Origin of the sequence: Actinacidiphila sp. bgisy160 (assembly GCF_965342435.1) — a bacterium.
In the GTDB taxonomy this organism is placed as follows: Bacteria; Actinomycetota; Actinomycetes; order Streptomycetales; family Streptomycetaceae; genus Actinacidiphila.
This window is the reverse complement of sequence record NZ_CBDRCM010000056.1, coordinates 1-25,160: the sequence shown is the minus strand read 5'-3', so window position 1 is coordinate 25,160 and position 25,160 is coordinate 1. Positions and strand designations below refer to the sequence as shown.

General features: G+C 72.7%; 23 protein-coding genes. 10 read left to right on the top strand and 13 right to left on the bottom strand.

The annotated features are described in order from the left end of the window. The first annotated feature begins 121 nt into the window (after nucleotides 1–121). The 8 genes from ACRWNP_RS30760 (at nucleotide 122) to ACRWNP_RS30725 (ending at nucleotide 6,993) form a co-directional block, all read left to right on the top strand. Nucleotides 122–1,129, top strand: a complete 1,008-nt coding sequence (locus ACRWNP_RS30760; protein WP_431967145.1) for an NADP-dependent oxidoreductase — start codon at nucleotides 122–124, stop codon at nucleotides 1,127–1,129. A gap of 320 nt (nucleotides 1,130–1,449) precedes the next feature. Next, nucleotides 1,450–1,632, top strand: a complete 183-nt coding sequence (locus ACRWNP_RS30755) for a hypothetical protein (protein WP_431967143.1) — start codon at nucleotides 1,450–1,452, stop codon at nucleotides 1,630–1,632. Continuing rightward, nucleotides 1,629–1,775, top strand: a complete 147-nt coding sequence (locus ACRWNP_RS30750) for a hypothetical protein (protein ID WP_431967141.1) — start codon at nucleotides 1,629–1,631, stop codon at nucleotides 1,773–1,775. Before ACRWNP_RS30755 ends, ACRWNP_RS30750 begins: the two co-directional genes overlap by 4 nt. Beyond that, nucleotides 1,772–1,927 (top strand): hypothetical protein, encoded by a 156-nt coding sequence (locus ACRWNP_RS30745; RefSeq protein WP_431967139.1) that lies wholly within the window; start codon nucleotides 1,772–1,774, stop codon nucleotides 1,925–1,927. Before ACRWNP_RS30750 ends, ACRWNP_RS30745 begins: the two co-directional genes overlap by 4 nt. A 194-nt stretch (nucleotides 1,928–2,121) precedes the next feature. Further along, nucleotides 2,122–2,670, top strand: a complete 549-nt coding sequence (locus ACRWNP_RS30740; protein WP_431967137.1) for a hypothetical protein — start codon at nucleotides 2,122–2,124, stop codon at nucleotides 2,668–2,670. Between the two features lie 39 nt (nucleotides 2,671–2,709). Beyond that, on the top strand, nucleotides 2,710–3,513 hold the full coding sequence (locus ACRWNP_RS30735; RefSeq protein WP_431967135.1) for an EI24 domain-containing protein: 804 nt from the start codon (nucleotides 2,710–2,712) through the stop codon (nucleotides 3,511–3,513). A gap of 430 nt (nucleotides 3,514–3,943) precedes the next feature. Beyond that, nucleotides 3,944–5,143, top strand: coding sequence for a pyroglutamyl peptidase (locus ACRWNP_RS30730; RefSeq protein WP_431967133.1), 1,200 nt, complete (start codon nucleotides 3,944–3,946; stop codon nucleotides 5,141–5,143). 296 nt (nucleotides 5,144–5,439) lie between these two features. Continuing rightward, nucleotides 5,440–6,993, top strand: coding sequence for a pyridoxal phosphate-dependent aminotransferase (locus tag ACRWNP_RS30725; RefSeq protein WP_431967131.1), 1,554 nt, complete (start codon nucleotides 5,440–5,442; stop codon nucleotides 6,991–6,993). A gap of 51 nt (nucleotides 6,994–7,044) precedes the next feature. On the opposite strand, the gene ACRWNP_RS30720 is transcribed toward ACRWNP_RS30725, so the two are convergent. The 9 genes from ACRWNP_RS30720 to ACRWNP_RS30680 form a co-directional block, all read right to left on the bottom strand. Continuing rightward, nucleotides 7,045–7,932 carry a hypothetical protein gene (locus ACRWNP_RS30720; protein ID WP_431967129.1) on the bottom strand — a complete coding sequence of 296 codons (888 nt, stop codon included), beginning with the start codon at nucleotides 7,930–7,932 and terminating at the stop codon, nucleotides 7,045–7,047. A 203-nt stretch (nucleotides 7,933–8,135) separates the two neighbouring features. Continuing rightward, nucleotides 8,136–9,317, bottom strand: coding sequence for an aldose epimerase family protein (locus ACRWNP_RS30715; RefSeq protein ID WP_431967183.1), 1,182 nt, complete (start codon nucleotides 9,315–9,317; stop codon nucleotides 8,136–8,138). A gap of 42 nt (nucleotides 9,318–9,359) precedes the next feature. Beyond that, entirely contained in the window at nucleotides 9,360–10,616 is a 1,257-nt protein-coding gene (mmsB, locus tag ACRWNP_RS30710; protein WP_431967127.1) for a multiple monosaccharide ABC transporter permease, read from the bottom strand. 1 nt (nucleotide 10,617) lies between these two features. Beyond that, entirely contained in the window at nucleotides 10,618–12,168 is a 1,551-nt protein-coding gene (gene mmsA / locus ACRWNP_RS30705) for a multiple monosaccharide ABC transporter ATP-binding protein (protein ID WP_431967125.1), read from the bottom strand. Nucleotides 12,169–12,235: 67 nt separating this feature from the next. Further along, nucleotides 12,236–13,357 (bottom strand): multiple monosaccharide ABC transporter substrate-binding protein, encoded by a 1,122-nt coding sequence (gene chvE, locus ACRWNP_RS30700; protein WP_431967123.1) that lies wholly within the window; start codon nucleotides 13,355–13,357, stop codon nucleotides 12,236–12,238. Between the two features lie 6 nt (nucleotides 13,358–13,363). Next, on the bottom strand, nucleotides 13,364–14,410 hold the full coding sequence (locus ACRWNP_RS30695; protein ID WP_431967121.1) for a hypothetical protein: 1,047 nt from the start codon (nucleotides 14,408–14,410) through the stop codon (nucleotides 13,364–13,366). A 103-nt stretch (nucleotides 14,411–14,513) separates the two neighbouring features. Continuing rightward, on the bottom strand, nucleotides 14,514–15,536 hold the full coding sequence (locus ACRWNP_RS30690; RefSeq protein WP_431967119.1) for a zinc-dependent alcohol dehydrogenase: 1,023 nt from the start codon (nucleotides 15,534–15,536) through the stop codon (nucleotides 14,514–14,516). Continuing rightward, complete coding sequence (locus tag ACRWNP_RS30685; protein WP_431967117.1) at nucleotides 15,533–16,693, bottom strand: mandelate racemase/muconate lactonizing enzyme family protein; 1,161 nt, start codon at nucleotides 16,691–16,693, stop codon at nucleotides 15,533–15,535. The genes ACRWNP_RS30690 and ACRWNP_RS30685 overlap by 4 nt, the downstream gene beginning before the upstream one ends. Before the next feature lie 198 nt (nucleotides 16,694–16,891). Beyond that, nucleotides 16,892–17,800 (bottom strand): SGNH/GDSL hydrolase family protein, encoded by a 909-nt coding sequence (locus ACRWNP_RS30680; protein WP_431967115.1) that lies wholly within the window; start codon nucleotides 17,798–17,800, stop codon nucleotides 16,892–16,894. Between the two features lie 236 nt (nucleotides 17,801–18,036). Between ACRWNP_RS30680 and ACRWNP_RS30675 the strand changes: the two genes are divergently transcribed. Then, nucleotides 18,037–18,531: a DUF3145 domain-containing protein gene (locus tag ACRWNP_RS30675; protein WP_431967113.1), complete on the top strand. Its 495-nt coding sequence runs from the start codon at nucleotides 18,037–18,039 to the stop codon at nucleotides 18,529–18,531. Here the strand turns inward: ACRWNP_RS30675 and ACRWNP_RS30670 are convergent. Beyond that, the gene (locus ACRWNP_RS30670) at nucleotides 18,519–20,654 is read right to left on the bottom strand and encodes an MMPL family transporter (protein WP_431967111.1); all 2,136 of its coding nucleotides are present in this window, start codon (nucleotides 20,652–20,654) and stop codon (nucleotides 18,519–18,521) included. The two genes, ACRWNP_RS30675 and ACRWNP_RS30670, sit on opposite strands and share 13 nt — an antisense overlap. 131 nt (nucleotides 20,655–20,785) lie before the next feature. Between ACRWNP_RS30670 and ACRWNP_RS30665 the strand changes: the two genes are divergently transcribed. Further along, nucleotides 20,786–21,232: a MarR family winged helix-turn-helix transcriptional regulator gene (locus ACRWNP_RS30665; protein ID WP_431967181.1), complete on the top strand. Its 447-nt coding sequence runs from the start codon at nucleotides 20,786–20,788 to the stop codon at nucleotides 21,230–21,232. A gap of 36 nt (nucleotides 21,233–21,268) precedes the next feature. Here ACRWNP_RS30665 and ACRWNP_RS30660 read toward each other — a convergent pair whose 3' ends face one another. The 3 genes from ACRWNP_RS30660 to ACRWNP_RS30650 all read right to left on the bottom strand — a co-directional run bounded on the left by ACRWNP_RS30660 (nucleotide 21,269) and on the right by ACRWNP_RS30650 (nucleotide 24,636). Next, nucleotides 21,269–22,753: an SDR family oxidoreductase gene (locus tag ACRWNP_RS30660; protein WP_431967109.1), complete on the bottom strand. Its 1,485-nt coding sequence runs from the start codon at nucleotides 22,751–22,753 to the stop codon at nucleotides 21,269–21,271. Then, a complete protein-coding gene (locus tag ACRWNP_RS30655) occupies nucleotides 22,750–22,995 on the bottom strand; it encodes a hypothetical protein (RefSeq protein ID WP_431967107.1) in 246 nt (81 codons plus the stop codon). The genes ACRWNP_RS30660 and ACRWNP_RS30655 overlap by 4 nt, the downstream gene beginning before the upstream one ends. 282 nt (nucleotides 22,996–23,277) lie before the next feature. Further along, nucleotides 23,278–24,636 carry a cryptochrome/photolyase family protein gene (locus tag ACRWNP_RS30650; protein WP_431967105.1) on the bottom strand — a complete coding sequence of 453 codons (1,359 nt, stop codon included), beginning with the start codon at nucleotides 24,634–24,636 and terminating at the stop codon, nucleotides 23,278–23,280. Nucleotides 24,637–25,160 lie beyond the last annotated feature (524 nt).

The following is a 25,160-nucleotide window of genomic DNA, read 5'->3' as shown; positions in this document are numbered from 1 at the left end:
CCGGCTCCGCCGGCCGTCGCCGCGGTGTGCGACGGGACACGCCCGCGCCGATTTATTTGACTTCATCAAACATCCAGGCTCATGGTTAGTTAAGAACCTAAAGCTTTGGAGGCGTTCCCCCATGCCGAAGAGCCGTGAATGGCACCTGGTCGCCCGCCCCCACGGGTGGCCGAAGCCGGAGGACTTCGCGCTGCGCGAGACCGAGGTCCCCGAGCCGGGACCCGGTGAGATCCTCGTGCGCAACCTCTACGTGTCGGTCGACCCGTACATGCGCGGCCGCATGAACGACGCGAAGTCGTACGCGGAGCCGTACCGGCTGGACAAGCCGATGCAGGGCGGCGCCGTGGGCCGGGTCGTCGCCTCGGGCGCGGAGGGCTTCGCGCCCGGTGACCACGTGCTGCACTTCCTCGGCTGGCGCGAGTACGCCCTGGTCAACGCCGAGACCGTGGTCAAGGTCGATCCCGGCCTCGCCCCGCTGAGCACCTACCTGGGCGTGCTCGGGATGACCGGCCTCACCGCCTACGCGGGCTTGCTGCGCGTCGCCGGGCTCAAGGAGGGCGACGCGGTCTTCGTCTCCGGCGCGGCGGGCGCGGTCGGCAGCCAGGCCGGCCAGATCGCCAAGCTCAAGGGCGCCTCCCGGGTGATCGGCAGCGCCGGCTCGGACGAGAAGGTCAAGCTCCTCGTCGAGGAGTACGGCTTCGACGCCGCCTTCAACTACAAGAACGGCCCCGTGGCCGAGCAGCTGGCGGCCGCCGCGCCCGACGGCATCGACGTCTACTTCGACAACGTGGGCGGCGAGCACCTTGAGGCGGCCATCGGCGCCCTCAACCTGCGCGGCCGGGTGGCCGTCTGCGGCATGATCTCGATCTACAACGCCACCGAGCCCGCCCCCGGCCCCCGCAACCTGGCCCGGCTCATCCAGAACCGACTGCGCATCGAGGGCTTCCTCGTCGGCGACCACTACGACCTGCAGCCGCAGTTCGTCCAGGAGGTCGGCGGCTGGATCCGAGAGGGCAGGCTGCGCTACCGCGAGACCGTCGTCGACGGGATCGAGAACAACCTGGAGGCCTTCCTCGGCGTCCTGCGCGGCGACAACACCGGGAAGATGCTGGTGCGTCTGCCCGAGTGATCCGTCCCGGGCGGGAACGGGGACGGGGGGCGTGCCCGGGCGGGCGCGCCCCTCACGCGCCGCCGGGTTCCCCGTCCTCGCGGGCCGCCCGCCGCCTCTTCGTCCTGGTGCGCAACGAGCCGCGCGGCGAGCCCCGTGCTTCCCGTCGACCCCGCCGCGGTGCGCGGGTCGGTGCTCGTCGGGGCGGCCACGTGTGACGCCCGGGTGCTCGGGGGCGCGTCCGCGCGGGCCTTCCCGGATTGTGTGGTCGCCCCGCTGGGCGGCCCGCGCGCGGCGCTGCCGGAGGGCGCCGCTCTGACACGCCTCCAGGGCGCTACGCCGTGGGCGCCGGCCCCAACGAGGAACTCGTGCCCGCCGGGCCGGGCTTCGCGTTGCGCGCGGCCTACCGGGACGCCGCGGGCCGGGTCCCGGGCACCTGCACGCCGCCCGGTGGCCACGTCCAGTGGCTGGGCAGCGACCTGCCCGCCGGAGTGACCCACGCCGCTCTGCGCTCGGTCGAGTGACCGGCACGTTCACCCCATGCGAGAGCGGCGCCCACCACTTCGCCCCCCCCGGGGGCCTGGGCGGCTTCCGCCTCGCCGTGGACGGCGCGGTGATCTTCGACGGGACGCAGGTTGCGGGCCCCGAGTCCCCGCGGGCGCCGTGACGGAGGCCCGCATCACGCTGCCGCGGCGCGCCGCGCAGATCCGGGACCCCTCGGAGGGTGACTGGCGCACTCTCGCGGGTACGTACACCGCCGAGGTCGCGCGCAGCTTCGCTGACCGCCGTCTCACGGTGCCGGTGGCCGTGGACGGCTGATCCAGGCACCCCGGGGAGGTCCCTGACACCCTCCCCGGGGTGCGGGGTCGCCACCGGCCGCACGATGACGGGACGTCAGGACCCTTACCGGGTAGGGTCCCCCGGCCGGCCCCCGCCCGATTGCGCGCCGCCTCCCGCGACGTGACGCTCGTGCCAACCGCGCCCCACCCCAGGCGTCCACCCGAGGAGCTGCGATGACGGCACGTACGCGCACCCGTCCGGTCCTGGCCGGCGCGGCACTCGTCCTGGCCGGCGCTTTCGTGCTGCCGACCGGCTCCGCACGGGCGAGCGGCCCGCCCGCGCCCGCCGTCGCCGGCTGCACGGTGAACGGCCGGCCGGTCACCGGCGGCGTCGTCACCGGCACCGAGGGTTTCGACGAGATCGACTGCCCGGGCGGCGTCCCCGCCGGCGTCGTGGTCGCCGGCGGCGGCGGTACCGACGTGATCACCGTCGACGGCGGCAACGCGGGAGCCGTCGACGGCGGCGGCGGGGCCGACCTGATCGAGATCAACGGCGAGAACAGCGGCCGGGTCACCGGCGGCGACGGCGACGACCTCGTGGACCTGATCGGCGACGCCGACGCCAACTCGGGCACCGTCAGCGGCGGCCCGGGTGACGACGTGCTCTTCCTGAAGGCCGTGGACATCGCCGGCAACGGCGTCGTCAGCGGTGACACCGGCTCCGACGTCTGCCTCTTCGACCCGGACCCTTCCGGCGCCCGGGACTGCGAGGTCGTGGTCTGAGCCGTAACGGCCGCCCGTGGTTCGCATACCCTGTCGCGCATGCGAGATCTTGCCTCCGGGATACGGCTCTTCGTCGACGGCCAGCGCTGGGTGCTCCGGCACGGCCGCTGGTTCGGCTTCGGGCTGCTGCCCGCGCTGATCACTCTCGTCGGCTACGCGGCGGCACTGGTCGTCCTCGCCTTCTGGGCCGACGACGCGACCGCCTGGGCCACGCCCTTCGCCGACGACTGGGACTCGCCCTGGCGCGGCCTGTTCCGCGGGCTGCTCACCGCGATCGCCTTCGGCGGTGGCCTGCTGCTGGCCGTGATCTCCTTCACCGCGGTGACCCTCCTGGTCGGCCAGCCCTTCTACGAGTCCCTCGCCGAGCGGGTCGACGTCAGCGAGGGCGGCGCGCCGGACGCCCCTGAGGTCCCGCTGTGGCGGGAGTTGCTGCGGTCCGCCCGGGACAGCCTTCGGGTGCTGGTCCGGGTCGCGGCCTGGGGCATCCTGCTCTTCGCCGCCGGCTTCATCCCCTTCGTCGGCCAGACGGTCGTCCCCGCGATCGGCTTCTGCGTCTCCGGCTACTTCCTCGCCCTCGAACTCAGCGGTGTGGCCTTCCAGCGTCGTGAGGTGCCGTTGCGGGAGCGGATGCGGATGTTGCGCGGGCGGATGGCACTGACGCTCGGTTTCGGTGTGCCGTTGATTCTGTGCTTCCTGGTGCCGTTGGTGTCCGTGCTGCTCATGCCGGGTGCGGTGGCGGGTGCGACGCTTTTGGTGCGGGCGTTGGCGCCGCCGCGGGAGGACCCGGAGCCGCGGTCGGAGTCGGACGCGCCGGTGGGGCCGCCGGCTTTCCGCAAGCCGTAGCGGCCAACGCGCGACCCGGAGGGAACCGTTCGGCCCCGCCGTGTGACCAGTCCCCCGGAGAACGCGAGCGCGCCGGCATCCCGTTCGTCAACCACCACCCGCGCACGGTCGCCGCGCAGCCGGAGGCCGCGGGGCTGCGCGTCGAGCGGCGGATGCCGGTGTCCAACCTGCCCAGCACGCGGCTGAAGCGGGTGGTCCCGCACTCGGCGCTGGTACGGGCCGAGGGGGCGCTGCGGTCCCCGCCGGCCCGTGTGGGGGTTCGGGCCGAGGGGGCGCTGCGGTCCCCGCTCGCCCGTGTGGGGTTCGGGCCGGGCATCTTCTTCCTGGTCCGCCAGCCGGTCCGGCGTCCGGGACCTCTGGCGCGGCGGCGTCCGCGTGCGGCATGCTCCGGGCGGCCGACCCGTATCCGACCGCCCGGAGGTTCCCCGCCATGCGGCTGCCGCTCCACCTCGGTGTGCCCGCCGACGTTCCGTTGCCCACGGTCGAGGAGCTGCGCCTGGAGATGGCGGTGCCGCGGGAGATCCTGCGCCGCAGCGGCTTCCACACCGCGGCCCCGCGGTTCGCCCGGGCGCTGGCGGAGGCCCGTGACGCGGCCGCGGCCGCCCGGAGCGTACGGTGGCACGGGCGCGCCCTGTGGCGGGCCGCGGTGGACCGGGCCCAGGGCCGCGGGCCGGCGGAGGGTGACCTGAGCCACGACGACGACCGGCCGCTGTACTGGGCCCGGCTCGCTCTCGGCCGGGAACTGCGGCGCTGGGAACCGGCGTTCACGCTGCCCGCCGCCGTCCGTGCGGCGCTGCGGGAGCGCCTGGAGCGCGCCTCGCGCGGGCAGGACGCCGTCCCCCCGCCCGCGGCCGAGGGCGGCCGGCGCATCCTGCTGACCGGCTTCGACCCCTTCCGGCTGGACACCGACATCCGGCGCAGCAATCCCTCCGGGGCCGCGGCGCTCGCCCTGGACGGCGTCACCCTCGAGACCGCCGCGGGTCCGGCCCGTGTCGAGAGCGTCGTCTTCCCGGTGCGCTGGGGCGACTTCACCGACGGCACGGTAGAACGCGTCCTGCGCCCCCGGTTCCTGCCCGGCCCACGCCGTGTCGACCTCTTCGCCACCGTCAGCCAGGGCCGGGACGGACGCTTCGACCTCGAACGCTTCAACGGCGCCTGGCGCGGCGGCCTCCCCGACAACGCCGGCCTTTCCGTCGTCGGCACGGTCCCGGTCACCGCCCCGGAGCGGCAGCCGCAGTGGACGGCGTCCACGCTCCCGTACGCGGCGATCGCCGCCGCCGGCACCGGCCCCTTCCCCGTGCACGACCGCACCACCGTCACCGAGGTCCCGGCCGGGGCCACCGCTCCCGTCACCCGCGACAGCGGCCCGAGCCCGGGCTCCGCCGCCCGCGCCGGGGGCGGCGGCGACTACCTCTCCAACGAGATCGCCTACCGCGCCACCCTGCTCCGGGACAGGCTCGCGCTGCCCGCCCCGGGCGGCCATGTCCACACCCCCGTGCTGCACTTCGGCCCCGGCAACACGGATCCGGCCACGGGCACGGTCAGCGACCCCGCTTTCCTCGCCCAGCGCCGGGCGGTCACCGCCCAGATCCGCGCCCTCCTCGTCGCGGCCGCGGTCACGCTCGGCTGAGAGACATACGCCGCGGTTCCCATACGGTCCGCCGAGGCCGTCCCCGGTGACCGCCCGGACCTCGGTTGCGCGCTCGCCACCGCCGCCGGCGCCCGCGCGCAGGGGATGCGGTGACTGAACGGAAGCCCGGCCGCGCCCGTATGAGACCCGGGACGGCCGCAAGATAGCCGAACCATTCACCGCTTGTCATACAAACAACCCATATGCACCACATGTGAGGGATGTGTGACAAGGTCGTGCAGGCAAGGGGAAGTCGGCCGCCGCGGCGCGGCCCCGTGAGCGAGGGAGGTTCTGCCGTGACCGTCGCTGTCGGCGTCACCGGTCATGCCACCGAGTTGTTCCGCGCCAACACCGCGCACAGTCCCTCGTACTTCGCGCTGCGCCGCGCCGCCGGCGGCCTGTCGTCCTCCGGCGGAGGACGCGACATCGTCGACTTCTGCATCCCGTGCAACCCGTACTTCCCGAGCCCGGCCATGTACGACAAGCTCCAGGAGTCGATGCGGGACATCCTCACCTACTACCCGAGCAGCACGGACGTCATCACCAACGAGCTGTGCTCCCTGCTCGGGCTGAACCCGCAGACCGTGGCCATGGGCAACGGCTCCACCGAGCTGATCACCTGGATCGACCATCTGCTGGTCCGCGAGAGCCTGGCGATCCCCATACCCACCTTCGGCCGCTGGACCGACCAGCCCATGGAGACCGGCAAGCGCGTCGACATGTTCCTCCTCCCGGAGGCCGCCGGATTCGCCCTCGATCCGGCGGCCTTCGTCGCGTTCGTCCGCGCGCGGGGTTCCCGTACGGCCGTGATCTGCAACCCCAACAACCCCGACGGGGGCTACCTCCCCAAGCACGCCGTCGTGGCACTCATGGACGCCCTGGCCGACCTCGACCTCGTCGTGATCGACGAGTCATTCCTCGACTTCACCGACGCCGAGGTGTGGCCGAGTGTCGCCAGCGAGGCCGTCCTGCGGCCCAACGTGATCGTCCTGCGCAGCCTCGGCAAGAACTTCGGCCTGCACGGCATCCGCTTCGGCTACCTGGTCGCCAACCCCGCGCTGGCCGGCAAGGTCCGCCGCATGCTGCCGAAGTGGAACCTCAACTCCTTCGCGGAGGCGGTGGTCTTCATGCTCAAGGACCACCGCGAGGAGTACGCGCAGAGCCTGCGCCTGGTCTCCCGCGACCGCCAGGAGATGCTGTGGCAGCTCGCGGCGCTGCCCGGGCTGACCGTCTACCCGTCCCAGGGCAACTTCGTCTTCGTCAAGCTCCCCGACGGAGTCGACGGCGTGGTGCTGCGCGACCGGCTGCTGGCCGAGCACGGGGTGCTGGTCCGCGAGTGCGGCAACAAGCTGGGCAGCAGCAGCCGTTTCATGCGGCTGGTGGTCCGCCCCCAGCCCGACGTCCAGCGGCTGCTCACCGGGCTGAGCACGGTGCTGTACGGCAGCACCTGGTACGCCGCCCCATCGCCCGCGGCGCCCGTCCAGGAGCAGCCCCAGCAACCCCCGCAGACCGCGCCGCAGCAGCTGCCGCAGATCCAGCCCGCGCCGCCGGTACAGCCCGCGATGCCGCCGGCGCAGCCGCTCCCACAGATCCAGCAGGCCCCGCCGCCCCAGCCGCTGTACGAGCAGTCCGTCGCACCGCCCCCGGCCCCGCCGCAGCCGGTCTACGAGGTCAGGCCCGTGCCGCAGCCCCAGCCGCAGCCCCAGCCGCAGGTCCAGTCCCGGCCCCAGCAGCCTGAGGCGCCCGCCCCGGAGACGTACCCCGCGCTGACCGCCGAGGTCCCGGCGGCCTTCGCCTCGGTGCCGCCCGGCACGCCGCGGCCGGCGCTGTACTGGCAGGACGCCTCCTGACGCGTCGCGCCCGCGCCGGCCGGTCGCCCACCGGCCCGCGCGGGCGCGAGGTCACCTGGCCGACCGGAACGAGTGGCTGTCCAGGGTCTTCCACTCCCCGCAGGTGCTCTTCTTGCCGCGCGTCTCGCGGATGACGCAGTGCGTCTCGACCACCCGGCCGTCCCGGGTGATCGCCTTGACCCACACGCCGGAGCCGACGGAGGTCACCGTGGCGCCGCAGACGCCGCGAGGATAGCCGCGGTTGCCGCTGAGGGAGTGCCAGACGAAGCGGCCGCGGGGAAGGGTCCGCCCGCCGATGAAGATCCGGCCCTCGAACACCGCGACGGAGATCTCCTGGTCGCCCCTGCGGAGAGTGGAGTCGATGCTGACGCAGGAGCCGTCGCGGTCGTCCCGTCCGTCGCCCCGGTCGTCCCGGCGCTCGTTGTCGCGGCCGTTGCCCCGTTCGTCGTCGCGGCCGTTCCCACGTTCGTCGTCGCGGTTGCCGCCCTGGTCGTCGTGGCGCTGCTGCTGGGGCTGGTCACCGCGCTCGTCCCGGCCCTCGCCGCTCTCCTCGCCCTGGTCGTCCCGGCGGTCGTCGGCACGCTCGTCGTCGCCCTCGTCCCGGCCGTTGTCGCCCCGGTCGGTCTCCCGGCCGCCCCGCTGGTCCCCGCGGTCGCCGCCGTCCTCGCGGCCGCCGTCGTCGCGGGCCTCCTCGCGGCCGCCGTCCTCGCTCTCCTCCTCCTCGTCGTCGTTGTTGCCGGCGACACTCCGGGTGCCGGGTGGCCGGGGGTCGTTCACGGCTGCCCTCGTGCCGGCGGCGGTGGTCACGGTGCCGGGGGTCGTGGCGAGCACGGGCGCCGACACCGCGGCCGCGGCGACGGCGAGCGGCACGACCACTCCGGTCAGGCGTCCGTATCGCCGGTACCGGCGCGGCCGAGTCGACCTGCCGTCAGGACTCATGGGGGACTCCTCGTCGAATGCGAAAGCCGCAGGGCTTGATCGACGGGATGCGTACCCCCCCGCGCGCGGACTTTCCGCCGCTGTCATTCCGGTGGCCCACCACGGCCGAGGCGGGTTCACCCGGTCTCGGCCCCGAAGTCGACAGGCGGGGGCGCCCGGGAGAGAATCCCGGCCGCCCCCGCCCGCGGGGAGGGTGGCGCCGCTCAGTGGGTGCCGAAGGCGTGCACGGTGGTGGAGCGGTAGGTCTGCCCCGGCCGCAGGACCGTCGACGGGAACGAGGGGTGGTTGGGGGAGTCCGGGAAGTGCTGGGTCTCCAGGCAGAAGCCGTCGCCCTGCCGGTAGACCCGGCCCGAGGAACCGGCGAACGCCCCGGTCAGGAAGTTGCCCGTGTAGAACTGCACACCGGGTTCGGTGGTGGCGATCCGCATGACCCGGCCGGAGACCGGCTCGGTGACCGTCACGATGTGCTCGGGCGCGGCCGTGCGGCCCTTGTCGAGCACGAAGTTGTGGTCGATGCCCTGCCCGTACAGGATCTGCTGGTGCGCCGAGCGGATGTCGCGGCCGATCGGCTTCGCCGTGCGGAAGTCGAACGGGGTGCCCGCGACGGGCGCCAGTTCACCGGTGGGGATCAGGGTGGAGCCGACCGGGGTGTAGCGCCGGGCGGCGATCTGGACCTCGTGGTCGTAGATGCCGCCGTCGCCCTCGCCGCGCAGGTTGAAGTACGTGTGGTTGGTGAGGTTGACGACCGTCGCCTTGTCCGTGGTGGCGGTGTAGTCGATCCGCCACCGCGCGTCGGCGGTCAGGGTGTAGACGACCTTGACCTTCAGCGTGCCCGGGTAGCCCATCTCGCCGTCCGCGCTGGTGTAGCGCAGCACCAGACCGGCGTCCGAGCCCGCCTTGAAGCCCTCGACCGCCCAGACCCGCTTGTCGAAGCCCCGGTCACCGCCGTGCAGGCTGTTCGGGCCGTCGTTGACGGGCAGCTGGTAGGTGTGGCCGTCCAGGGTGAACTGCCCGCCCGCGATGCGGTTGCCGTACCGCCCGATCAGCGCGCCGAAGTACGGGCTGTTCGCCACGTAGCCGGCCAGGTCGTCGAATCCGAGGGACACGTTGACGCGGCGGCCGCGCCGGTCGGGCAGCTCCAGGGTCTGGACGACGCCGCCGTACGAGAGCACCTTGAGGGTGATCCCGCCGTTGCTGACCGTCCAGATGTCGACCTTGGTGCCGTCCTCGAGGGTCCCGAAGTGTTCCTTGCTCACCTTGCTCCTGCCCGCGGGCCTGTGCCTGGCGTCGGCGGTCTGCCGCGCCGCGGCGGCCTTGCCGGCCGCCCAGGCGTTCGTCCCGCTGATCGCGGGCGCGACCGCCCCGAGTGCCGCGCCCGCGATCAATGTACGTCTGTCCACTTGCGGCTCCTTCGATAGGTAGCTGCTTTACGAACCGACCTTGCGCTTGTTCCAGACGTCGAAGCCGACCGCGGCCAGGAGCACCAGCCCCTTGATGACCTGCTGGTAGTCCGTGCCGATACCGACCAGCGACATCCCGTTGTTGAGCACCCCGAGCACCAGGCCGCCGATGATGGCGCCGAGCACCGTGCCGACGCCGCCGGTGGCGGAGGCGCCGCCGATGAAGGCGGCCGCGATGGCCTCGAGCTCGAAGTTGATGCCGGCCTGCGGGACGCCGGCGTTCAGCCGCGCCGCGTAGACCAGTCCGGCGAGCGCGGCGAGCACGCCCATGTTCACGAAGACCAGGAAGACGACCCGCTTGTCCTTGACGCCGGAGAGCTTGGCCGCCGCCTGGTTGCCGCCGAGCGCGTACACATGGCGGCCGATCACCGCGTTGCGCATCACGAAGCCGAAGACGATGAGCAGCCCGGCGAGGATGAGCAGCACGATCGGCACGCCGTGGTAGCTGGCGAGGGTCATGGTGAAGGCCACCACGCAGGCGACGATGGCGAGCAGCTTCAGCAGGAAGAAGTTGCGCGGCAGTACGTCCAGGTCGTACGCCAGCTGCTGGCGGCGGTCTCGGATCTCCTGGACGAGGGCGATGGCGATCACCACGAGACCGATGAGCAGCGTCAGGTTGTGGTAGTTCGTGTGCGGCCCGACCTCGGGCAGGAAGCCGTTGCCGATCTTCTGGAAGCCGGTCGGGAAGGGCGAGATGGACTGGCCCTCCAGGAAGATCTGCGTACCGCCGCGGAAGAGCAGCATGCCCGCCAGGGTCACGATGAACGACGGGATCCCGACGTACGCGATGAAATAGCCCTGCCAGGCACCGGCGACCGCGCCGATGAGCAGGCAGGCGACCAGGGCGAGCGGCCACGAGACGTGGTGGTGGATGATCATCACGGCGGCGGCCGCGCTGACGAAGGCCGCCAGCGATCCCACGGACAGGTCGATGTGGCCGGCGATGATCACGACCATCATGCCGATCGCCAGGATCAGGATGTAGCTGTTCTGGCCGATCAGGTTGGTGACGTTCTGCGGTTTGAGCAGGATGCCGCCGGACCATATCTGGAACAGCGCCGCGATCAGCACCAGCGCGATGATCATGCCGTACTGGCGCATGTTGCGCCGTGCCGCCTGCAGCAGGAGGCCGGTGGCTCCGGCCCCCTCGCCGCCGTGCCCGCCGGCGGCCGCGCCCCCGGCGGGCGGCGGAGGAGTCTTGTCGGTTCTCACCGGGCTGCCCATCTCAGTTACCTCGGTCCATGGTCATGTGGCGCATCAGCACTTCCTGGGTCGCGCTCTCGCGCGGGATCTCCCCGGTCAGCCGGCCCGCCGACATCGTGTAGATGCGGTCGCACATGCCGAGCAGCTCCGGCAGTTCGGAGGAGATGAAGACGACGGCCTTGCCCTGGGCCGCCAGGTCGTTGATGACCGTGTAGATCTCGTACTTGGCCCCGACGTCGATGCCCCGGGTGGGTTCGTCGAGGATGAGGACCTCCGGCCCCGCGAAGATCCACTTGCTGAGGACGACCTTCTGCTGGTTGCCGCCGCTCAGCTTGCCCGTGGTCTCGAAGACCGTCGGGGTCTTGATGTTCATCGTCGAGCGGAAGGACTCGGCGACCCGGGCCTCCTCGTGCTGGTTGACGACGCCGCGCCGGGCGACCTTGGACAGGGCGCTGAGCGAGATGTTGCGGCTGATGTCGTCGATGAGGTTCAGCCCGTAGTGCTTGCGGTCCTCGGTGACGTAGGCGATACCGTGCCCCACCGCCTCCGGGACGGTGCGGGTGCGGATCTCCTCGCCGTGCAGGTAGACCCGGCCGCTGATGCCCCGGCCGTAGGAGCGGCCGAAGACGCTCATGGCCAGTTCGGTGCGGCCGGCCCCCATCAGTCCGGCGATGCCCACGATCTCGCCGCGCCGGACGTTGAGGGAGACCCCGTCGACGACCTTGCGCTGCTGGTCGATCGGGTGGTGCACGGTCCAGTCCTCGACGGCGAAGGCCACCTCGCCGATCTCCGGCTCCCGCTCGGGGAAGCGGTGGTCGAGGTCGCGGCCCACCATGCCGCGGATGATCCGCTCCTCGGTGACGGTGCTGCGGCCGTCCTCGTCGGTGGCCTTCATGCCGAGTGTCTCGATCGTCCGCCCGTCCCGCAGGATCGTGATGGAGTCGGCGACCCTGGCGATCTCGTTGAGCTTGTGCGAGATGATGATGCAGGAGATGCCGTGCTCCTTGAACTCCAGGATGAGATCCAGGAGTTTGCGGCTGTCCTCATCGTTCAGGGCGGCGGTCGGCTCGTCCAGGATGAGGAGCTTGACCTCCTTGGACAGCGCCTTGGCGATCTCGACGAGCTGCTGCTTGCCCACGCCGATGTCGGCCACGCGGGTGGTGGGCGCGTCGGTCAGCCCGACCCGCTTGAGCAGCCGGCCCGCGTGCCGCAGCGTCTCGTTCCAGCTGATGACGCCGCGGGTGGAGTGCTCGTTGCCGAGGAAGATGTTCTCGGCGATGGACAGGTACGGCACCAGGGCGAGTTCCTGATGGATGATCACGATGCCGCGCTGCTCGCTCGCCCGGATGTCGCGGAACTCGCAGGGTTCACCCTGGAAGAGGATCTCCCCTTCGTAACTGCCGTGCGGATAGACCCCGCTGAGCACCTTCATCAGGGTCGACTTGCCCGCACCGTTCTCACCGCAGATGGCGTGGACCTCGCCCTCGGCGACAGTCAGGGTGACGTCGGAGAGCGCCTTGACCCCTGGGAAGGTCTTGGTGATGGAGCGCATTTCGAGGACGGGTCCGGCCATTCCTGCTTTCCGTTCTCCTCGGGTGGTGGGAAGGGGAAGATCGTCGGTCGTGCTCCGGGCTCCGGTACTACTGGAGCTCGGACTCCTTGATGTAGCCGGAGTCGACGACGATCTCCTTGTAGTTCGACTTGTCGACGCTCACCGGCGGCAGCAGGTAGGTCGGGACGACCTTGGTGCCGTTGTCGTAGGTCTTGGAGTCGTTGATCTCAGGCTTGCCGCCGGTCAGCACGGCGTTGCCCATCTGGACCGCGACCTTGGCCAGTTCGCGGGTGTCCTTGTAGACGGTCTGGGCCTGCTCACCCGCGATGATCGACTTGATCGAGGCGACCTCGGCGTCCTGGCCGGTGACGATCGGGAGCGGCTTCTTGGCGGTGCCGTAGCTCACGCTCTTCAGCGCCGAGATGATGCCGCGGGAGATGCCGTCGTACGGGGAGAGCACCGCGTCCACGTCGGCCGAGGTGTACGACTTGCTGAGCAGGTCGTCCATGCGGGCCTGGGCGGTGGCGCCGTCCCAGCGCAGCGTGGTGACCTGGTTGAGCTCGGTCTGGCCGCTCTTGACCACCAGCTGCTTCTTCTCGATGTACGGCTTGAGGGTGTCCATCGCGCCGTTGAAGAAGTACTTGGTGTTGTTGTCGTCGGGCGAGCCGGCGAAGAGCTCGATGTTGAAGGGGCCCTTCTTGCTGCCGTCCTTCAGGCCCAGCTTCTCGACGATGTAACCGGCCTGGAGCTCGCCGACCTTGTAGTTGTCGAAGGTCGCGTAGTAGTCGACGTTCGCCGAGCCCAGGATGAGGCGGTCGTAGGAGATCACCTTGATGCCGGCGTCGTGGGCCTGCTGCAGCACGTCGCTGAGGGCCGAGCCGTCGATGGCGGCGATGACCAGCAGCTTGTCGCCCTTGGTGATCATGTTCTGGATCTGGGCGACCTGGTTCTCGACCTTGTCGTCGCCGTACTGCAGGTCGGTCTTGTAGCCCTGGGCCTGGAACTGCTTGACCATGTTGTCGCCGTCGGCGATCCAGCGCTCCGACGACTTGGTGGGCATGGCGATCCCGATGGTGCCCTTGTCCCCGTCCTTGCTGCCGCCGCCTCCGGTGTTCTCGCTCTGCCCGCAGGCGGTCGCGGTGGCGCCGAGGGCGAGGGTGGCCACCAGCGCGGCGGCGGTGCGCAGACGTGCGGCTCTGGCGATGCGCATGGCTGATCAGATCCTTTCGGCGGTCAGGCGGGGGTCGGTCGCCTGTTCCGGGTCGGTCGTGATGTCCAGGGGGAAGCGGTGGAGCGGTCCCGGCAGCCGCGCGCCCAGCGGGGACTGCCCGCCGTCCGCGCCCAGCCGGGAGAGCAGGTCGAGTACAAGGCGGCCGCGCCGGACCCGCTCGCGGGCGGTCGACAGGGCGACCTCCCGCAGCTGGCGTCCGTACGGGTAGATGCCGGGAGCCTTGCTCAGCCCGAACTTGAGGTAGATCGGCGCGCCGCGGCGGATCAGCTCCGCCGCGTCGTAGAGCCGGACGAAGCCGCCGAGGTCGTCGGGGGCCTCGATGTAGAAGTCCATCGGCGCCCGGCTGACCCGGCGGATCTCGGTGATCTGCTGGAGGGTCAGGTCGGAGGGGATGTTGATGGAGTCGGCGCCCAGCCGCTCCCACACCGCGTAGGCCGCCGGGTTGACCGGGCCGACCAGCGCCGAGACCTTGAAGGTGGTGTCGGCCGGCAGCAGGCCCTGCTCGCGCAGCTGGTGCAGCAGCCACAGCACGCCCTCGTCGGCGACGAGCAGGCAGCGCACGCCCAGGGCGGCGGCACGCAGCGCGTCCTCGACGCAGCCGGCCACCTGGTCGTGGCCGCGGGCGCGCAGGCCCCCGCCGCGGGAGTCGGTGCGGGTCGCGGCGCCGATGTCCCAGGTGCCGCGGGGACCGGTGAACAGGCAGAGCTCGACGTCCCGTTCGGCGCAGGCGGCGACCATCTCGGTGATCTCGGCGTCCGTCAGCATCCAGATGCCGCTGCCCTGGCTGATCCGGTGCACCGGCACCTGCAGCCGCTCGCTCTCCTCCAGCACGGTGGTCAGCGCCTCCGGGCCCTCCACGGAGGGGATCTCGGTGCGCCAGGTGCCGCCGTCGGGGAAGGAGTGCGGGGAGGCGTCGGCCGGGTCGTCCGCCGGTGCGCCGTGACCGAGGAGGGTGAGCGCGTACTGGCCCGGGTGGCGGGGACCGGAGGCGATGCCGGCCGTGCCGGGGCTCGGGGTGGGTGCGTCGGTCACGGTGCTCCTTCGTTCTCGCCGTTCGGTATCTCGGACGACGTTCGATTCATTGGGTATGGGTGGGAACGGATGGGACATCGGGTGTCCGCCGCGCACAGAGCGGTCACGGACGCAGCAGCACCTTCCCCACTTTGGGATCCCGGTTCCCCAGCAGTCCGAGGGCGTCGGCGTACTCCTCCAGGGGCAGGTCGTGCGTGATCAGCGGTGCCGGGTCCAGGATCCCGGCGTCGAAGGCGCGTACGGTGTGCGCCCAGGCGGCGGGCGGCGCCCCGAAGACCGTGTGGACGGTCAGCTGGCGTACCACCAGATCGGTGGGGTCGAGCCCGAGCGCCCCCGGCGCGGGGATGCCGGTCAGCGCCAGGCGGCCGCCGCGGCGCAGCAGCCCCGCCGACGCACGGGCCGCGGAGGCGGACCCGGCGGCCTCGACCACCAGGTCGTAGCGCCCCTCGTCCGCGTCCAGTTCATCGGCCGTGCGAAAGCGCGTGGCGCCGAACGAGGCGGCCGGCTCCGCCCGCTCCCGGCCGGTGCCCACCACCAGCAGCTCCGTCGGCGACACCGCGGCCAGGAACTGCACCGCCAGCATGCCGAGGGTGCCGGTGCCGACGACCGCCACCCGCTCGCCCGGGGTGGCCGGCGTCTTCAGCAGTGCCGCGGCCACGCAGGCGGCCGGCTCCAGGAGGGCGGCGGTGCGCAGGTCGGCCGCGTCGTCCAGGACGTGCAGCAGCCGGGCGGGCAGCGTCAGGGTGTCCGCCATGGCGCCGGGCTGGGTGAAGCCGGTCTCCTCGTACGGCGCGCCGCACAGCGTGGTCTCCCCGGCGTGACAGCGCTCGCAGACCTGGCAGTTGCGGAAGCCCTCGCCGACGACCTTCCGGCCCACCAGGCCGGCGGTCACCCCGGCGCCGACCGCCTCCACCGTGCCGGACCACTCGTGGCCGGGGGTGACGGGGTAACGCACGTACCCCTTCGGGCGGGTGCCGGCGTACATCTCCCGGTCGCTGCCGCAGATGCCCGCGGCGTGCACGCGGACCAGCGCCTCACCCGGGCCGGGCGGCACCGGTTCGATCGGCGTGATCCGGTGCCGGCCGGGTCCGTCGAGCACGACGGCGCGGTGGCTGTGGACGGTCACTTCGCGCCCTTCGGCTTCCGGCGCTCCCAGCCCTCGGCCCACAGGTCGAAGCGGGCCTGCTGCTGGGGGAACTCGGCGGCGGCGTCGACGTCGAGCTCGACGCCGAGGCCCGGCGCGTCCGACAGGGTGAAGTACCCGTCCTCGCCGACCACGGGGGCGCCCTTGACGACCTTCTTGATCTCGGAGTCCGCGAAGTCGTTGAAGTGCTCGAGGATCTTGAAGTTGGGGGTGCACCCGGCGAGCTGGAGGCTCGCGGCGGTGAGCACGGAGCCGCCGACGTTGTGCGGGGCGACCAGCACGTAGTGGGTCTCCGCGGTTGCGGCCAGCTTGCGGACCTCGTTGATGCCGCCGATGTGCCCCAGGTCGGGCTGGATGATGTCGGCGGCCTGGAGCTCGAACAGCTCGCGGAACTCGTAACGGTCGTGGATGCGCTCGCCCGTGGCGATCGGCAGATCGGTGTGGGCGGCCACCTTCGCCAGGGCCTTGAGGTTCTCCGGCGGCACCGGCTCCTCGATCCAGCTGGGCTTGAACGGCGCCAGTTCCCTGGCCACGCGGATCGCGGTGGCCGGGCTGAACCGGCCGTGCATCTCCACCAGCAGCTCGGCCTCGGGGCCGATGGCGTCGCGCACGGCCTCGATGAGGGAGACGGAGTAGGTGGTCGCCGCGTGGTCCAGTTCGAAGTGGCCGGTGCCGAAGGGGTCGATCTTCAGCGCGCGGTAGCCCCGCTCCACCACGGCGCTCGCGGCCTTGTGGTAGGCCTCCGGGGTGCGCTCGGTGGTGTACCAGCCGTTGGCGTACGCCTTGACCTTCTCGTTCACCTTGCCGCCGAGCAACTGCCAGACCGGGACGCCGAGGGCCTTGCCCTTGATGTCCCAGCAGGCCATCTCGACGACGGCGATGCCGGACATGACGATCTCCCCGGCCCGCCCGTAGTCGCCGTACTTCATCCGGCGGACCAGGTCCTCGACCGCGAACGGGTCTGAGCCGGTTATGTGGTTGACCTCCGCCTCGCGGAGGTAGCCGAGCAACGCGTCGGTGTGGCCGAGCATGCGGGTCTCGCCGACGCCCGTGAGCCCCTCGTCGGTGTGGACGAGTACATAGGTGAGATTCCGCCAGGGTGTGCCGACCACATGGGTGCTGATGCCGGTGATGCGCACGGAAGCCGCCCCTTACAGGGTGTCGTTCGAGATTTCGTCACACGTTCGAAATGTTGAAGGGAACGTAGTTACGGGCTCCCGGCGGTGTCAATGGGTGTGCCGGTGAGGTGTCGGCGATGTTGCCGAAGTGAGTCCGTCCGCCCGCGCCGCGTACCGCGCGGTGTCCGAAACCCCGGACGCTCACCGGGCCCGGCCCGGCTAGCGGCCGGCCGAACCCGGCCCGAAGGCCGCCGCGTAGACCAGTCCCGCGAGCTTGGCCTGACCCGCCTCACTCGGGTGGAACCAGTCCCAGCGGCTCAGCTCCTTCTGGGTGAACCTGTAGTCGAAGACCGCGCCGTCGTCGTAGCGGCAGCGCTTGTGGCGCGCGCACTCCTGCCGCAGGACGTCGTTGTACGCCATCACCCTTTCGCGTACGGTCTGCCGCCGTTTCTGGGCGGCCGTGCTCATCGACTCGGCGTCGCCGAGCATGGACGGGCACAGCCCCAGCTTCCAGACCTGCCGCCCCAGCACGTTCTGCCGCCCGACCTCCCACAGGCGCATCAGGTCGGGCACGCTCGCGACGAAGACCTGGGCCTTCGGCAGATCGCGGTCGAGGGTCTGCAGGGCGGCGGAGAAATCCCGGCGGTATTCGGCCACCGGGGTCATGCGGTCGGTGCTGCGCGCGCACGCGTCGTTGGCCCCCATCAGGATCGTCACCTGCTGCGGCCGCAGTTCGGCCGCCTTCCGCGCCTGCGCCGGCAGGTCGTGCATCCTGGCGCCGCTGGCCGCCAGGTTCCAGCTCTCGGTGTCCGGCTTGTCCAGCACCCGGGAGGCCACGCTCGCCACGGAACGGCGGCTGCCGGTCGCCCAGGACAGGTCCGGACAGTCCGTCAGGATCCCGCAGGCGTCGAAGGCACGGGTGATGGAGTCGCCGAGCGCGGCCAGGGACGAGGGGGTGGTGTCCCAGATCTTCGCGGGGCGTTTCACCGTGCCCGCCCGCCCGGCGGCACCGGCCTCGGTGCTGTCCGGGCCGGCCGGGGCCGAGCAGCCGGCCGCGAGTGCCGTCGTGAGCAGGGCGATCAGCGCGATCAGGGCGCCGCTGACCCCACGCGGGAGCGACTGGCGCATCCGTTCTCCCTCGGACGAGTGGGTGACTTCTCGCTGATCCCGACAGTACGTCACTCCTCGCCTGACGCCGCGCGGTAGCTTTTTCCCTGACAGGTGGTGCGAAAGAGGTGATCAGAGGTCAGATCTTGTCTCATTCGTTATGATTAGTGCAGAATGTCCACTGCTGTCCCGGATGGCTCGGTTATGGGCATGAGGCCGCTGGGGAAGGCGTACCTCGTCCCACACTGGAGGTCCCGGTGACGACACGTGGAGTTCTGTACGTGCACTCCGCGCCACGCGCGCTCTGCCCGCACGTCGAGTGGGCCGTCGCGGGCGTGCTCGGCGTGCGCGTGAACCTGGACTGGATCCGCCAGCCCGCCTCTCCGGGCACCTGGCGGGCCGAGTTCTCCTGGCAGGCGGAATCCGGCACCGCCTCCAAGCTGGCGTCCGCGCTGCGCGGCTGGCATCTGCTGCGCTTCGAGGTCACGGCCGAGCCGTGCGCCGGCGCCGAGGGGGAGCGCTACAGCAGCACCCCCGAACTCGGCATTTTCCATGCCGTCACCGGCATCCACGGGGACATCCTCATCCCCGAGGACCGGCTGCGCGCCGCGCTCGCCCGCGCCCGCAAGGGCGAGGCCGACCTGGAGACGGAAGTCGCCAAGCTGCTCGGCAAGCCGTGGGACGACGAGCTGGAGCCCTTCCGCTACGCGGGTGAGGGCGCCCCCGTGCGCTGGCTGCATCAGGTCGTCTGACGCTCCGCCACCCGGCGCGGTGCCGCGGCGCCGTCCGGCGCCGGCGGCTCGTCGCCCCTGTGCGCCGCGGCGCCCGGCCACCACACCTTCGGGCCGATGTCCCGGACCAGTGCGGGCAGCAGGAACGAGCGCACCACCAGGGTGTCCAGCAGCACCCCGAAGGCCACGATGAAGGCGATCTGCGCCAGGAACGCCAGCGGGATCACGCCGAGCGCCGCGAAGGTCGCGGCGAGCACCACGCCCGCCGAGGTGATCACCCCTCCGGTGGCAGTCAGGCCGCGCAGGACGCCCTGCCGCGTGCCGTGGCGCAGCGTTTCCTCGCGGACCCGTGTCATCAGGAAGATGTTGTAGTCCACGCCGAGGGCGACCAGGAAGACGAAGCCGTACAGCGGCACCGAGGCGTCCGTCGCCGAGAAACCGAAGGCGTGACGGAAGACCAGCGCCGACACGCCCAGGGTGGCGGCGAAGTTGAGCGCCACCGTGGCGACCATGAGCAGCGGCAGCAGCAGGCTGCGCAGCAGGGCCGCCAGGATCACCAGGATGATCGCGAGGACGACGGGGACGACGAGCGTGCGGTCGCGCTCCGCGGTCCGCTGGGTGTCCAGTTGCTGGGCCGTGTAGCCGCCGACCACCGCCTGCGCGCCGGGCACCGCGTGCACGGCCGCGCGCAGCCGCTGCACCGTCGCCTTGGCGGCGTCGCTGTCGGCGGCGTCCTCCAGCGTCACCTGCAGCAGGACCCGGCCGCCCGCGACGAGCGGCTCGCCCCCGCCGGGCCGGCTCGAGGCGGTGAGCGGGGCGACGGAGTGGACGCCGTCGGTGCCTGACGCGGCCCGGGTGACCGGATCGAGCCGGCCGGCCTGCGCGACGACCACGGCCGGGTTCCCCGAACCGCCGGGGAAGTGCTCGCCGAGGACGCGCTGGGCGGTCACGGAGGGGGCCTGGTGGACGAAGATCTCGTCCAGCGGCACACCGCGGGCGGTCAGCGCGGGGGAGAAGGCGGCACAGCCCACCAGCAGCACCAGGCTCGCGGCCCAGACCCGGCGCGGCGAGCGGTCCACGAGAGCCGCGATCCGCCGCCAGACGCCCTCGCCCTCCGGACGCCGCTGCCGCGGCTTGGCGGGCCAGTAGGCGGCCCCGCCGAGCAGCAGCAGCGCCGCGGGCAGGAAGGTCAGGCTGCTCGCCACGGCGCAGACGATCCCTACGGCGCCGACCGGGCCGAGGGCGCGGTTGTTGGTGAGGTCGCTGGCGAGCAGGGCGAGCAGGCCGAGGGCCACGGTGGCCGCGCTCGCCACGATCGCCCCGGCCGAGCGGCGCAGCGCGGCGCGCATCGCGGCGAACCGGTCCCCGCGGACCGCGAGCTCCTCCCGGAAGCGGGCCGCGAGCAGCAGGGCGTAGTCGGTGGCCGCGCCGATGACGAGGATCGACAGGATGCCCTGGACCTGGCCGTCGACCCGGACGATGCCGTGGTCCGCCAGCAGGTACACCACCCCGCAGGCCAGGCCGAGCGAGAAGACCGAGCCGACGATGATGACCAGGGGCAGCAGCAGTGCGCGGTAGACCAGCAGGAGGATCACCAGCACCACGCCCAGCGCGGTGAACAGCAGCAGCCCGTCGATGCCCGCGAAGGCCTCGCCCAGGTCGGCCTGCGAGGCCGCGGGCCCGGCGACGTGGGCGGTCGTGCCGCCGACCCGGCCCGCGGTGTCCGCGAGCCGGGCGACGGCGTCCCCGACGTCCCGGCCGAGGTCGGGGCGGAGCTGTACCACGCCCTCCAGGGCGAGGCCGTCGTCGGAGCGCACCGCCGGGGAGGGGCGCCCGGCCACCCCCTCGGTGCCGGAGAGGGAGGCCAGCGCGGCCGTGGCGGCCTTCTGCTGGGCGTCGGTCACGCGGCCGCGGTCGGCGGTCCAGACGACGATCGCCGGTACGGTCCCGTTCCGGCTGAAGGCCGTCCGCTCCGCCACGGCCTTCGTCGACTCGGCGCTGCGCGGCAGGAAGGCGGCCTGGTCGTTGGTGGAGACCTCGCCGAGCCTGCCCGCGTACGGGCCGAGGGTCCCCCCGATGCCCAGCCAGGCGACCAGCATCACCACTGGCAGCAGCCACCGGACGGCGCGCGGCACGGATGTCATTGCTCTCTCCCGTGGGATGCGGTCCCGGGACACCCCGGGGTGAGTTATCTCAGTGATTGATTATCTTAATGATCGAGATTATTTAGGATGGGAGGGTGCCCGACAACCTCCAGGACGAGTCCCCGACCGGGCTGCAGGCCTTCGCCGTGCAGCTGCGCCGGATGAACAGCGAGTTCAACCGCGTCGCGCAGGACTTCGCACAGAGCCAGAAGCTGCACCACACCGACGTGGAGGCGCTGGTGGCGATCCTGGACGGCGACGGCCGCGGCGGCGCCATGACCCCCGGTCTGCTGCGCGAGCGCCTCAATCTGACCTCCGGTGCCGTCACCGCCTGCCTGGACCGGCTGGAGCGCGCCGGCCACATCCGCCGCACCCGCGACGCCGCCGACCGCAGGGTCGTCCATCTGCACTACGCCCCGCGGGCGATGGGGGTGGCCCGGGAGTTCTTCCGGCCCCTGGCCCACAGCACCGACGCGGCGCGCTCCCGCTTCACCGAGGGCGAACTGGCCGTGGTGATGCGCTTCCTGACCGCGATGAACGACGAACTGACCGCCCTGCGCACCACCGTCCCGGACTGAGGTCCCGCAGGACCTCCGGGACCCGGGGCCGGGCCGCTACGGTCCCGCCGCGCCTTTCTCGGCCGCGGCGGCTATGTTCCGCGCCATGCCGCCGAAGACCAGGGAGTGGAACGGCGAGACGCTCCACCAGTACGCGTGCCCCGCCAGGCCGTGCGGGTGGAACAGCGCCCGCTGCCGGTAGACCGTGCGCCCGCTGCCGTCCCGTCCGGCCGCCAGCTCCAGCCAGGCCAGGCCCGGCAGGCGCATCTCCGCGCGCAGTCGCAGCAGCCGGCCCGGCTCGATCTCCTCCACCCGCCAGAAGTCCACTGAGTCGCCCGCCCGCAGACGCACCGCGTCCCGCCGCCCCCGGCGCAGCCCCACCCCGCCCACGAGACGGTCGAGCCGGCCGCGCACGGCCCAGGCCAGCGGGAAGGAGTACCAGCCGTTGTCCCCGCCGATGCCCTCGATCACCCGCCACAGCGCCTCCGGCGAGGCGTCCACGACACGGGTCCGGCGGTCGGTGTAGAGGCTGCCGCCCGCCCAGTCAGGGTCGGTCGGCAGCGGCTCGCTGGGCGCGCCGGGCACCGAGGCCGACGACCAGCGCGTGGCCACGTTGGCCTCCCGGATGCGCTGCAGCGCCAGCCGCAGCGCCCGCTCGACGCCGATCAGGCCCTCGGGTGGGTCCGGAACCCACTCGGCGATGGCGTGGTCGTGGCAGACCACCTCGTGGCGCAGCGACTCCGTCAGCGGCCGCGCGATGGACGCCGGCACCGGGGTCACCAGCCCCACCCAGTGGCTCGACAGCCACGGCGTCAGCACCGGCAGCGGCACGATCAGGCGCCGCGGCAGCCCCGCCACCTCGGCGTACTTCACCATCATGTCCCGGTACGTGAGCACATCCGGGCCGCCGATGTCGAAGGCGCGGCTCACCTGAGGCGGCAGCGTGGCACAGCCGACGAGGTAGCGCAGCACGTCCGGTACGGCGATCGGCTGGATCCGGGTGCTCACCCAGCGCGGGGTGACCATCACCGGCAGCCGTTCGGTGAGGTAGCGCAGCATCTCGAAGGAGGCGGAGCCGGAACCGATGATGACCGCCGCCCGCAGCGCCGCCGTCGGCACGCCGGAGGTGAGCAGCACCCGGCCCACCTCGGCGCGGGAGCGCAGGTGCGGCGACAGCTCCCGTTCGGGTACCCCGGCGGGGGTCAGACCGCCCAGGTACACGATGCGCCCCACGCCCGCGGCCCGCGCGCGGGACCCGAAGACCTCCGCCGCCTCCCGGTCGGTGCGCTCGAAGTCCCGCCCGGTCCCCAGGGCGTGGACGAGGTAGTACGCGACGTCCACGCCCTCCATCGCCGCCCGCACCGAGTCAGGGTCGGTGACGTCGCCCTTGACGACCTCCACCTCGCCCGCCCACGGGTGGTCGCGCAGCTTGCCGGGCGTACGGGCCATGCAGCGCACCCGGTGGCCGGCCGCGAGCAGTTCGGGGACGAGCCGGCCGCCGATGTAACCGGTGGCGCCCGTCACCAGGCAGGTGAGGCTCATCGCGGGCTCCCCACGTCGCGGGCGAAGGGGCCGGTCGCCGTCCCGGGCGGCAGCAGGGAGCGCAGCAGCGCCGCCAGGGCCGTCGCGGCGGTCAGGGCGACCGTGCACAGGAGGAGTGCGAGAGGGGGCCGGCCGCGGTGCGCGACAGGAGCGGTTGCGGCGGCGCGCGGCCGCTGGGGCAGCACGTACGCGACCAGCCCCGGACGCGGCGTGCCGTCGCCCGCTTCGTCACTGTAGGCCATCGAATCGCCTCTCTCGTACGCTCTCGGTCATTATCGGCCGCCCCCCGCGGGGACGCCCGTCACATACGTCCACCCATGGATGCGCCGCCGCCGGCCGGGCGGATCGCCGTACGGACCCATCCGCCGGCCGCGGGCTCCGGACCACCGCAGGGGGAGGAACGCGACGAAGGGGCGGGGCGTGACCGGCGGAAGGCGAAGGGCGGCCGGCTGGGTGGAGAGGCCCACACCCACGACATACCCCGCTGGGCGGCGCGCGGGCGGTGCGCGGGTGCCGGGGCGGGGCTACTTGCCGCGGGCGGTGCGGAAGCGGGTGAGTGCTTCGTCGAGGTCGGCGAGCGGGGCGGGGTAGTCCAGGGCGGCTCGTTCGTCCTCGGGGAGCCGCCAGGGGCGGTGGACGGCGCCACCCCGTACCGCCGCAAGCTCCGGTACCCAGCGCCGCACGTAGGCGCCGTCCGGGTCGAAACGACGGGCCTGCACCAGGGGGTTGAGCACCCGGTTCGGGCGGGTGTCGGTGCCGGTGCCGGCCACCCACTGCCAGTTCAGCTGGTTGTTGGCGATGTCGCCGTCCACCAGCAGCTCCAGGAAGTGCGCGGCGCCGATCCGCCAGTCCACGTACAGCGTCTTCGTCAGGAAGCTCGCGGCCAGCAGCCGCGCCCGGTTGTGCATCCAGCCCTCATGCCGCAACTGCCGCATCGCCGCGTCGATCACCGGGTAGCCGGTACGGCCCTCGCGCCACGCGGCCGCCTCCGGGCCGTCACCGCGCCAGCGGTCGCCGCGCGGCCGCAGGTCCCGGGAGGCGGCGTCGGGGCGGGCGGCGAGCACCTGGTGGTGGAACTCCCGCCAGGCCAGCTGCCGTACGAACGCGTCCGCGCCGGGCCCGCCTGCGTCGCGGGCGCGCCGGACCAGCTCGGTGGCCGACAGACAGCCGAAGTGCAGGTACGGCGACAGCCGCGAAGTGGCGTCGCCGGCCAGGTCGTCGTGGCGGTCCTCGTAGGCGGCGAGCCCCGCCGTCCACCAGGTCCCCCAGCGTTCGCGGCCCGCGGTCTCCCCGCCCGCGGGCAGCCCGGGCGACGTGCCCTCCGGCGCTCGCGGGAGCGGCCGGGACGCCACGCCGTCCGGGACCCGGACCGCGCCGGGCGCGCCCAGCGGATCGCGCAGTTCCGCGGTCGCCCAGCGGCGGAAGTACGGTGTGAACACCCCGAAGCTGTCCTTGCCGGCCGGGGCCACCGCGCCGGGCGGCACCGCGGTCAGCACGGCGTCGTGCACGCGGAGTTCGCGGCGCTGTCCGGCCAGCGCCGCCCGCAGTCGATCCTCGCGCCGCGCGGCGTACCGGCTCACCCCCGCGGCGACGTGCACCTGACCGGCACCGGTCTCCTCCGCGACCTGGCACGTCTCGCGCGCCACGTCCCCGCGGCGCAGCACCAGCCGCCCGCCGCGGGCGCGCAGCAGTTCGTCCAGGTCGGCGAGGCAGCCCGCGAGGAACGCGGCGCGGTTCGGGGCGGCGAAACCCGCGGCCGCGATGGCGTCGTCGAGCACGAACAGCGGGACGACCTGTTCCGCGGCACCGAGGGCGGCCCGCAGGACGGGGTTGTCGTGCAGCCGCAGATCGGCGGTGAACAGGCAGATCGACGTCGTCGTCACGTCCCGTGCGCTCCTCCTGGCCGGGGTTCGCCCTGGCCCGCTCGGCGAGCCTACGACGCCGCCTCCCGCCGCGGCGGGAGGCGCCCCGCCGTGCCGCGAGCGCGTGGTCTTGCCGGGCGTGCTTGCCGCCTCGGCGTCCGTCGCCGCGCGCGGTGTCGATGCTGGCGGGCCCGCTGGAATGGCTGCGCGGGCCGGTCCGCGGACGACGCCGCCTTCAAGGCCGCGGTCTCGCCGAAAGAGCGGGAGTGCCCTGTGCCCCGTGCCGTACGCGGCGCCATCGCCGTCCAGGGATACTGGCGCAGCGGTGCCCGGGGCCGCGGACCGGGCTGACGCTGACGAGGCCGCGTGAACTACCCGGGGCCTCGGCCAGAGCGCCTCGTCGTGGGGCTGCCGCGCGATCCCGTGCCCCGGGCCGCACGCGCGGCGGTGCCCCGCGCCGCGGACTGGCCGCCTCCTCCTGGTGTTGCGGCAGGGCTGTGGCCGGGGCGCCCGGATCCGCGATGCCCGCGGGCCCATGGAGTACG